The organism is Leptospira perdikensis, from assembly GCF_004769575.1.
In the GTDB taxonomy this organism is placed as follows: Bacteria; Spirochaetota; Leptospiria; order Leptospirales; family Leptospiraceae; genus Leptospira_A; species Leptospira_A perdikensis.
This window is the reverse complement of record NZ_RQGA01000009.1, coordinates 226448-235247: the sequence shown is the minus strand read 5'-3', so window position 1 is coordinate 235247 and position 8800 is coordinate 226448. Positions and strand designations below refer to the sequence as shown.

At 35.1% G+C, this 8800-nt stretch carries 12 protein-coding genes; 9 read left to right on the top strand and 3 right to left on the bottom strand.

Features of this window, described 5'->3' with window-relative positions; translation table 11 throughout:
* From EHQ49_RS18775 to EHQ49_RS09460, 8 genes are all read left to right on the top strand, one after another.
* Positions 1-232, top strand: a 232-nt coding sequence (locus EHQ49_RS18775; protein WP_208732191.1) for a hypothetical protein, incomplete at its 5' end; no start/stop codon positions are given.
* 155 nt (positions 233-387) lie between these two features.
* Positions 388-1206 carry an arylamine N-acetyltransferase family protein gene (locus EHQ49_RS09490; protein WP_135578751.1) on the top strand — a complete coding sequence of 273 codons (819 nt, stop codon included), beginning with the start codon at positions 388-390 and terminating at the stop codon, positions 1204-1206.
* Positions 1207-1352: 146 nt separating this feature from the next.
* Complete coding sequence (locus tag EHQ49_RS09485) at positions 1353-2036, top strand: hypothetical protein (RefSeq protein ID WP_135578749.1); 684 nt, start codon at positions 1353-1355, stop codon at positions 2034-2036.
* Between the two features lie 528 nt (positions 2037-2564).
* Positions 2565-3683, top strand: a complete 1119-nt coding sequence (locus tag EHQ49_RS09480) for a dual specificity protein phosphatase family protein (protein WP_135578747.1) — start codon at positions 2565-2567, stop codon at positions 3681-3683.
* A gap of 87 nt (positions 3684-3770) precedes the next feature.
* Entirely contained in the window at positions 3771-4454 is a 684-nt protein-coding gene (locus tag EHQ49_RS09475; protein ID WP_135578745.1) for a lysophospholipid acyltransferase family protein, read from the top strand.
* Between the two features lie 216 nt (positions 4455-4670).
* Positions 4671-5234 (top strand): DUF4256 domain-containing protein, encoded by a 564-nt coding sequence (locus EHQ49_RS09470; RefSeq protein WP_135578743.1) that lies wholly within the window; start codon positions 4671-4673, stop codon positions 5232-5234.
* A gap of 224 nt (positions 5235-5458) precedes the next feature.
* Positions 5459-6001: an SOS response-associated peptidase family protein gene (locus tag EHQ49_RS09465; protein WP_244241424.1), complete on the top strand. Its 543-nt coding sequence runs from the start codon at positions 5459-5461 to the stop codon at positions 5999-6001.
* A 96-nt stretch (positions 6002-6097) separates the two neighbouring features.
* Positions 6098-6721, top strand: a complete 624-nt coding sequence (locus EHQ49_RS09460) for a class I SAM-dependent methyltransferase (protein WP_135578739.1) — start codon at positions 6098-6100, stop codon at positions 6719-6721.
* Between the two features lie 219 nt (positions 6722-6940).
* On the opposite strand, the gene EHQ49_RS09455 is transcribed toward EHQ49_RS09460, so the two are convergent.
* The 3 genes from EHQ49_RS09455 to EHQ49_RS09445 all read right to left on the bottom strand — a co-directional run bounded on the left by EHQ49_RS09455 (position 6941) and on the right by EHQ49_RS09445 (position 8278).
* Positions 6941-7411, bottom strand: coding sequence for an SRPBCC family protein (locus EHQ49_RS09455; RefSeq protein ID WP_135578737.1), 471 nt, complete (start codon positions 7409-7411; stop codon positions 6941-6943).
* Between the two features lie 65 nt (positions 7412-7476).
* Entirely contained in the window at positions 7477-7935 is a 459-nt protein-coding gene (locus tag EHQ49_RS09450) for an SRPBCC family protein (protein ID WP_135578735.1), read from the bottom strand.
* Positions 7898-8278 (bottom strand): ArsR/SmtB family transcription factor, encoded by a 381-nt coding sequence (locus EHQ49_RS09445; RefSeq protein ID WP_135578733.1) that lies wholly within the window; start codon positions 8276-8278, stop codon positions 7898-7900. Before EHQ49_RS09445 ends, EHQ49_RS09450 begins: the two co-directional genes overlap by 38 nt.
* 195 nt (positions 8279-8473) lie before the next feature.
* Here EHQ49_RS09445 and EHQ49_RS09440 point away from each other — a divergent pair, with 195 nt between their 5' ends.
* On the top strand, positions 8474-8800 hold the full coding sequence (locus EHQ49_RS09440; protein ID WP_135578731.1) for a DMT family transporter: 327 nt from the start codon (positions 8474-8476) through the stop codon (positions 8798-8800).

Here is an 8800-nt window from a genome sequence, read left to right as displayed (position 1 = left end):
TTATAATTTCTACGAATCAATAGGGTTTCCCAATGAAGGATACGGAACTATAAATGTTATTTACAATTATTCAAACAACAGTTTCAAATTAGAAAGCATTACTTGTAACATTAAGAAACAAATCACAAATGGAGAAAACAGCCCCCTCCAAATAGAGAATATTCAATATAATAAAGCTGATTTGAACAAAAAATTTAAATACTTATTAAAAAAATATAATCTATTGCATTAAACGCAACTACGCATAACAGCGACTTACGCCTCGCTAACCTTCGAGAGTCAATACTGGAAACTCAAATAAACACAATTCGCTTTACTATTTGTCTAAAAATTTCGTATACTTATAAAGTTAATCTACAAAAGCTAGAAAATGATTAAGGTGTTATTTTGAATAGTAATCTATTTTTAGATGCGTATTTTGATAGAATTGGACATAGTGGAGCACGACTTCCTTCCCTTGAATTACTTAACAATATCACTAATGCACATGTTCAAAGCATTCCCTTTGAGAATTTAGATATTTTGTTGGGAAAAAATATTGATATTAACTTAGAATCAATTTTTGAGAAATTAGTAATTCAACGTCGCGGAGGCTATTGTTTTGAACAAAATGGACTTCTTTTTCATGTTTTAAAGAAACTGGGCTTTGAAGTAACCCCTATCAGTGCTAGAGTTAGGTTAGATAAACCTAGAGATTTTACTCCGCCCAGAACACATGTTTTTCTGCGTGTAGAACTTCAAGGCAATTCTTGGTTAGCTGATGTAGGAGTTGGGGGAGTATCATTAACATCTGCGATACAATTAATACCAAATATTGAACAAGAAACAAATCACGAAACAAGACGGATTTTACATGACAATGGTAAGTATTTCCATCAGGTTCTTTTTCCCTCCGGCTGGATCGATGTTTGTGAATTCACACTTGAAGAAATGCCCGAAATTGATCGCGAACTAGCAAATTGGTTTACAAGTACTCATCCGAAATCACATTTTAGAGATCGGCTCATAGTTGCCCAAGCAGGAAGTGATGGAAAAAGATATACACTCGTAAATAGAGAATTATCGGAGCGAGATAAAAACGGCATAGCTTATAAAACAAAAATTGATACACCGGAAGAACTATTACAAATTCTTAAAAAAAATTTCAATCTAATGTTTCCTATAGGAACTAAATTCAATACTCCTGGTTTGCAGTGGGATAAATAATTTTAGAAAATTAAATGAACCACTATTGAAAGCTCAGTTCTTCATATAACAAATAATACTCACTGCGTTTCAAAACTTATGTTTTCATTTTCCGAAACTAGATACCTTTTTATATCGCCTCTCTCTATGAAATTCAAGAAGGAAATATGAATCAAATTAAAACCATAATATTTACAATTTCAATATTTTACTTCCAATGTAACAAATTGGATCATACAAAAGTAGAAGGATTTAAGGAGGTTGTATTTTTAAACGAAAATATAAAAAAACATACACATATACGACTGAATATTAATACCTCTATCTATTCAAATTTCGGGGACAAAAAAGAAATCGACTATTGCCCTAAATTCACTATCTCAAAAATTCTTGATTTTTCAGCCTTTCAATATTCTACGAAATCAGGCACTAAACATGCTGAGATGGTCAAAGTCAAATGTGGAGTTTTAACTGGATGGATTTACCTTATTCCTTTTCAATATAATCTGGGAAATGAATCTGAATTAAAAGAAAAAATAACCATGATTGATAACGCAGAAAAATTTCGTTCAAAAATGGTTGGCTTTTACTCATTAAAATATTTTAGAATCAAATTGGATCATGGACAAAATGCAATTATTGCTTTCGCAGATTCCAATTCGGTAGTTTCTGATATTTTCCCCATTTATTATGAGATAAAAGATAATGAATGGATGTTAGAAAATAAAGAGACCAAGATGGTTCTAAAAAAAGATGACTATAAATTTTCATTTCAAGTCATAAAAGATGAAACAGGAAAGTTTAATTTCCTAAATGATAAAGTTCTAGATACCTTTTTACTTGAACTCTAAAAATCACAACCTTCTAAAACCAAAACGAAGAAATTAGGAAATTACTTCTTTCTTTTTAGCCTCAGAAAACACAAATTAAGGAGAGTTGATTCGTATAGCAGGAAATACCACTGATCAAATTAGATGGAATGATGGCATTCAGTGGGAGAAAAATTATATCAAAGTTGCTAATGTATTTTTAACCAGATGAATCTGGAAATAAACTTTCTAAAAAAGAAATAGAAAATCCGCAATCAACCCTTTCCCAGATTAAAATGGAAAATTAAAAAAACCTAAAGTGTATCACAATTAAAAACACTACAAAAAAAGACAATTACAAATAATGACACCGAATCCAACCTTCATTTTGGCAGACGACAATCTCTTTCTGTTAGTTTATGATACCTTGCGTTTGTTTGCTGGTAAAAATTAAAGGCTTAAACAAGATTCTTCTTGCCATTTTGAACGAGGTTTTCATAGATATAGCTTTAATCAAGTCGCCTAATCTCTGTACGCAAAAATTAGCCCATTACAAGGAGTAAATAAGATATGAGCAAAACGGAAAGAATTTATATCGCAGGCCCAATGTTCAATCCATCTGAAATCGCGGAATTGACTGCAATCTCGAATCATTTGGAATCTATTGGTTATAAAACATTTCTTCCTCCAAGAGACGGATTAGAAATTGCTGAACTATTCAAAGAAATCCCCAAAGCAAGAGATATTGTACCGGAAGAGGAACAGGGATGGGCTACTTACTATCTTAAATCAGCCATTTTTGCAATTGATGTTTATAATGTTTTAGAGAGATGTGATGGCGTTGTATTGAACTTAAATGGAAGAGTACCTGATGAAGGCGGAATTGTAGAAGCAACTCTTGCCTTTACTGCCGGGAAACCTGTTGTGTTTTATAAGACGGATTATCGAACGAAACTCTTCGGAGAAGACAATTTGATGATCACAGGATTAGCAAGAAGTGTTCCTTATGCTACACGTTTGGATGATTTGGGTCAAGCATTAGAGCTTAGTTTTGATATCCTCCGTAGAAGAGGAGGATTAGGTGGGCCGATACCTACTTCTACAAAAATTTGGGTAGAAATAGGCAAACAAGTTTTCGATTTCCTAGCTCAACTGCGAGGATCAGAGGGTTACAAAAAAGGAAAAATCAATCAAATCGACATTATCCATCAAATCATCGGTATCCTCGCAAGAAGTAATTCATTAGAAAGTCCAGCGATTGTGGAGACCGCAGTACCTGATGAAGTAGTCGATGGATTGTTTATCAGTGGTTTACAGGCTTCTTTAAATAAGAATGAGCTGAGACGAATCGGGATTACACATATATTATCGTTGGGATCCTTTCTCGATGACCCTCATAAAGGAGAATTTAATCACAAGTCTTTCCGTATCATGGATAATAAATCAGAGGCATTATCAGGAATACTTCCAGAATGTCTCGAATTCATACAAGAAGGTAGGAAAACCGGAAAAGTTCTTGTCCACTGTCTTTCAGGTGTCTCTAGGAGTGCTGCAATCGTGACTGCTTACCTTACAAAGACTGACGGCAAATCTGTGGATGAGTCCATGCAATTCTTAAAAACAAAAAGGAAAGTAGTTAATATCAACGAGGGTTTCCAGGAACAACTACGCGCGTTAGCTCTAAAATAATGGATCAACCGCTGAACGATAAACGATCTCATTTGTTTCGCCAAATCTTGTTGGTAACTTTTAAACTATAAAAAGTCAGGTGAAGCAGTGAGACAGATTCTTGCATTTCTGATTCTGTTATTTGTTAAAATCATTTCTCAGATTCTTTATCGAGGTCATTATAAATGGCTCGATCCAATTCCTGATGATCCGTGGAAAAATATTCGGCTAATGGTTTTTCTGAACCATACGTCTTTGTATGAGCTTGTCTATTCTCAGGTACTTCCCTTCCGTTACCTCTGGCATGTCGCAGGTCATTTCAATATCCCTGGAGCAGACATTACACTCAAACGTCCGTTTGTTGGTACTTTTTGGAAACTAATGATTCCCAATCTATCTTCAGTCTCCCGAAAAAAAGACGATACATGGAATACTTATCTACACAATATCCGTCCAACAGATGTTGTAATGATTGCTCCTGAAGGTAGAATGAAACGGCCAAATGGACTGGATAAATTCGGAAAGCCCATGACAGTTAGAGCTGGCATCGCAGATATCATAGAAACAATTGATGATGGTATCATGCTCCTTTGCCTTTCCGGTGGACTTCACCATGTTCAATCACCAGGCCAACTTTTCCCTAGGCCCTTCAAAAATATTTATATGAACTTTTCTTATATCGATATTAAAACTTACAAGGAAGAATTCCCCGATCAACTGCGAGAACGAAAATTTGCCATTGTGAAAGATCTGCAAAAACGTCTGGAAAGAGATTGCCCTTTACAGAACTAATGATCTCCTTTTTATATTCGATGGGATCAAGATGTCCTTTTATTGATTTTGATCTTACCGACTTGAAGTTTTAATAGAAGATTGATTCAAAATTTACGAAAAATTCATTTCAAATTTACTTTACGAAAATTTTGAACCTTGTTAGAATTTTAAAACAAAATAGTTTAAATATTCTGCATATCACTGTATCGAATTCATCACAGGAATTACTATAGCATGAGTAATACAAAGAAATTATCACAAAAACAATCAGATGAACTACTCCAAGAATTAAAAATCCGTTTTGAAAAGAACAAAAGTCGCCATAAAGATTTAGATTGGGCAAAAGTACAAAGTAAGTTAGAAGCAAATGCACAAAAGTTATGGTCTCTCAGTGAAATGGAAAAAACCGGAGGAGAACCAGACGTCATTGGATACGATAAAAAAACAGGGGAATATATCTTCTACGATTGTTGCGAAGAAACTCCCAAGGATCGTCGCAGCGTCTGTTACGACAGGAAAGCCTTAGATGCAAGAAAAGAACATAAACCCAAAAATTGTGCAATCGATATGGCAAATGCAATGGGTATCGAGTTACTCACAGAAGAACAATACAGGGAATTACAAACCTTAGGTCAATTTGATAAAAAAACTTCCAGTTGGATCCAAACTCCTACGAACATCAGAAACTTAGGTGGGGCTTTGTTTGCAGACTTTCGTTATGGGAATGTTTTTATCTATCACAACGGAGCAGATTCTTATTATGCTGTTAGGGGATTTCGTGGATCACTACGAGTTTGAAAACCTATCAATACTGCAATTGATACTATGAATTCTAACAAGATACGACTCAAAGAAAATCCGTAAAACCTAACATCCGAAAAGAATTAACCTATTAGTTCATTAAACTACCAATGTCAAATTTATTCACAAACAGGCTGGTTTCTCAAAAAAAATACCAAAATCGGTGGAGGAATTTTTCCGCTCAAGACAACAATTATGAAATAGATAGCCAGAAATATATGATGAATGGGTTAGCAGTAAAACCGAATAGTCTATTTTGGTATATTAAAAATCTTGAAGACAAAATAGTAATTTCTCCTGGTATTTGGGGAACAAAACAACCTTGGGCTAATCGTCTTATTACGACAACCCAATCGGAACATATATTTACTTCTACCTTTTGGAAAAATTATTCAACAAATCGATGTTTAATTCCAGTATTATCATACTTCGAATGGCAAACCCAACTCAATGGAGAAAAACATAAATTCAAAATTGAATTTAAAGATAAAGATTCCTACTTTGGTGGAATTTGGGGTTTGTATCCTGACAATACAACCTGGGTTACAATCGTAACACAAGTTGCAAACAAAAGAACGGCAGAAATCCATAACTTCGGTCCCAACAAACATAGACAACCTATAGTCATTGGAAAGGAGAATCAAGATCGTTGGCTTGATCCGAAAACCAATTCGGAATCAGAAGTGAATCACCTCATCACCCAATTCCAACCAGAGGATATCATTACAGAAGATCTCGATTACGAACAAACATTATTCGGTTAAGGTATAACTTAAAAACTACAGGCAGAATTCTTTAATTCTAAAATCCCACTAGATTAATAGTGGAAAATCTAAGTCCTAAATTTTTCATATATGATTATGAACGATGCCTGGACCAAAAGATGGGATGAACGATACAGTAAAGAAGAGTTTGCTTATGGCGAATCGCCAAATCTGTATTTAAAGGAACAACTCGACAAACTCAAAGCAGGTAGTATTCTTTTTCCCGCAGAGGGAGAAGGAAGAAATGCGGTGTATGCAGCAAAAATCGGATGGAAAAGTTTTGCATTTGATATCAGTATAGAAGGGCAAAAAAAAGCAAAACAACTAGCAGAAAAAAATAAAGTATCGGTTGATTATCAAATAGGTGGAATCGAATCTATAAACTACCAACCGAACCAATTTGATGCCATTGCACTTATCTATGCACATTTTCCTGCTGCAATCAAATCAAAATACCATAAGGCTTTAGATCATTTACTCAAACCCAATGGGTATATAATCTTTGAAGCATTTAGCAAACGGCATATTGACTATCTGCAAAGAGATGAGAAGATGGGAGGTCCAAAAGAAATTGATATGTTATATTCTATTGAAGAAATTCAAAGCGACTTCGCAAACTATCATACGATAGAACTAAAAGAAACGGAAATTCAGCTGAAAGAAGGTGCGTTTCATAATGGAACAGGTTCCGTCATTCGATTTGTAGGCCAAAAGAAATAAGATTACTAAGAAAGAGTCTCTATAATTTCATTCTGGAAAAAACAGGTCAAACTACGCGGCTCTTTATTTACATTTTGGAAGTTTCATCTAGAATAAATCGGATCACTATCATCAATTACCAAGTGTATGTTCTCGTTCTTTAATACGAAAACATACACACCTTGGTTACTCCATTTTTGACAAATGGAAGTTTAAAACATCATTCCAGGCAACAATATCTCAATTCATATCGTCAATTTTAATATCACCAGGTGCCGGTCGTCCAACTCCCACTTCGACAAGACTCTTCAAACTGAGTAGAAAAGTGGCCCATTTCATACTACAGTGAGCTGTGAATTCAGATTCCTTTTTCCAATCTTTGTGTCGGAAATAAATGATTGTCATTTTACTACCATCAGGTGCCTTTCCTGAATTCAGCTGAAAGTCTATATGAGAACCTACCCAATCTTCTGGACCAGAAACACATTCACATAACACTCGTTTGGGATCTGATTCTTGTACTTTCATCTCAAAAGCATTTCCATGCCCAAATCCAAACTGAATCGATTCACCCACTGCTGAAACACCCGAAGTAAAACTTCCTTCGACCTCATTCGTCCACCAATTGGCTAATCCCGCTTTTGTTGTCAGCGCATTGATCACTGCATTTGATTCAGCCCTAATTCCTACTTTGTGGTATATCCCGTTCATACAACACTCCTTTTTTAATTCTATTCATTCATTTATTTTTCTTAATTTATGATCGTAACTCGACCCTAATCAATCCATTGGCTCAAACTTTCAAGAATACTTGTCCAACCATGATTATGCATTTTAATTTGTATGTCGTTGATTAGCTGTTCGTGGGTCAAAGTTACCAACGTTTGTGGCTTTTGTTTCGAACTGGTAACAACAGTTGTATCTGTTATTTTTACAAATGTTACAGTAACAAGTGTATCTTGATTTTCTGTAGCATGAGAACGCCAAGTAAATACAAGTTTATTTGGCGAATCGATGGTAATATATTCACCTTCATGCGGAAATATTTTCCCATCCATTGTCATATTAATAATGAATTTTCCCCCAGGTCTCGGATCCATATGAACAGACTCGATCCCAATACCTTCACCTGACAAAAACCACTGGGCAAAATCTTCAGAGTTCAACCAGGCCTGGAAAATTCGGAGTGGATCTGCATTAATTCTTTTTTCTACTTTTAGGATTTGTGGGTTCATGTTCTTTCTCCTCTAAAAAGGCTTCGAGCCTTGCAAGTTTGTTTGTCCAAAACTCTTGATGGTAAGCGATCCAGTTAGTTGCTTCAGAAAGAGTTTGATTCTGTAATTCCAATCGAAAACTGCGACCATCCTCAGGGGCTCTTACCTTTCTTATGAGTTCTGCATCAGCAAGTACTTCAATATGTTTGGCAACTCCTGCAAAAGACATAGCGAAAGGTTCGGCAAGTTCAGAAATGCTTAATGAACCCTTACGAAGTCTGGCCAACATTTGTCTCCGTGAATGGTCTGCGAGAGCCGCAAACACTCGGTCCAAAATTTGTTCTTTTTTCCTTAATTCAACCATTTGGTTGAATATAAGATTCGGTATTTTTTTAGTCAATTATTAAACCATTTAGTTGAATAATTTCTTCTAATTAAAACAAAAAGGCTAAAATAGCTACATATAAGTTATACCGATTTTTCCTAGTCCCAATTGTTTGCCTGATATAGGATTTACTTTTCCTGATTAAGAAAAAAATCTATCCTCTAGAGAGTGCGTATGAACTGGATTTTACTTTTTATAGCCGGTCTTTTTGAAGTAATGTTTGCTGCTTGTTTAGGAAAAGCAAAGGAAACGACAGGGAATGAAGCATATTTATGGTACTTCGGATTTTTTGTATCCTTAACCATTAGTATGTTATTACTTATTAAAGTAACACAAGTTTTACCAATCGGCACAAGTTATGCGATTTGGACAGGAATTGGTGCCGTGGGAACTGTTCTTATCGGGATCTTTTTATTTAAAGAACCAGCCGATTTCTGGAGAATATTTTTCCTTTCCACACTCATCCTTTCGATTGTCGGATTAAAGTCAGTTTCTCACTAA

Bases quoted from the DNA above. Each gene is read 5' to 3' on its own strand.
- EHQ49_RS09485 (WP_135578749.1), top strand. From the start codon at position 1,353: ATGAATCAAATTAAAACCATAATATTTACAATTTCAATATTTTACTTC.
- EHQ49_RS09480 (WP_135578747.1), top strand. From the start codon at position 2,565: ATGAGCAAAACGGAAAGAATTTATATCGCAGGCCCAATGTTCAATCCA.
- EHQ49_RS09470 (WP_135578743.1), top strand. From the start codon at position 4,671: ATGAGTAATACAAAGAAATTATCACAAAAACAATCAGATGAACTACTC.
- EHQ49_RS09465 (WP_244241424.1), top strand. From the start codon at position 5,459: ATGAATGGGTTAGCAGTAAAACCGAATAGTCTATTTTGGTATATTAAA.
- EHQ49_RS09460 (WP_135578739.1), top strand. From the start codon at position 6,098: ATGAACGATGCCTGGACCAAAAGATGGGATGAACGATACAGTAAAGAA.
- EHQ49_RS09455 (WP_135578737.1), bottom strand. From the start codon at position 7,411: ATGAACGGGATATACCACAAAGTAGGAATTAGGGCTGAATCAAATGCA.
- EHQ49_RS09450 (WP_135578735.1), bottom strand. From the start codon at position 7,935: ATGAACCCACAAATCCTAAAAGTAGAAAAAAGAATTAATGCAGATCCA.
- EHQ49_RS09445 (WP_135578733.1), bottom strand. From the start codon at position 8,278: ATGGTTGAATTAAGGAAAAAAGAACAAATTTTGGACCGAGTGTTTGCG.
- EHQ49_RS09440 (WP_135578731.1), top strand. From the start codon at position 8,474: ATGAACTGGATTTTACTTTTTATAGCCGGTCTTTTTGAAGTAATGTTT.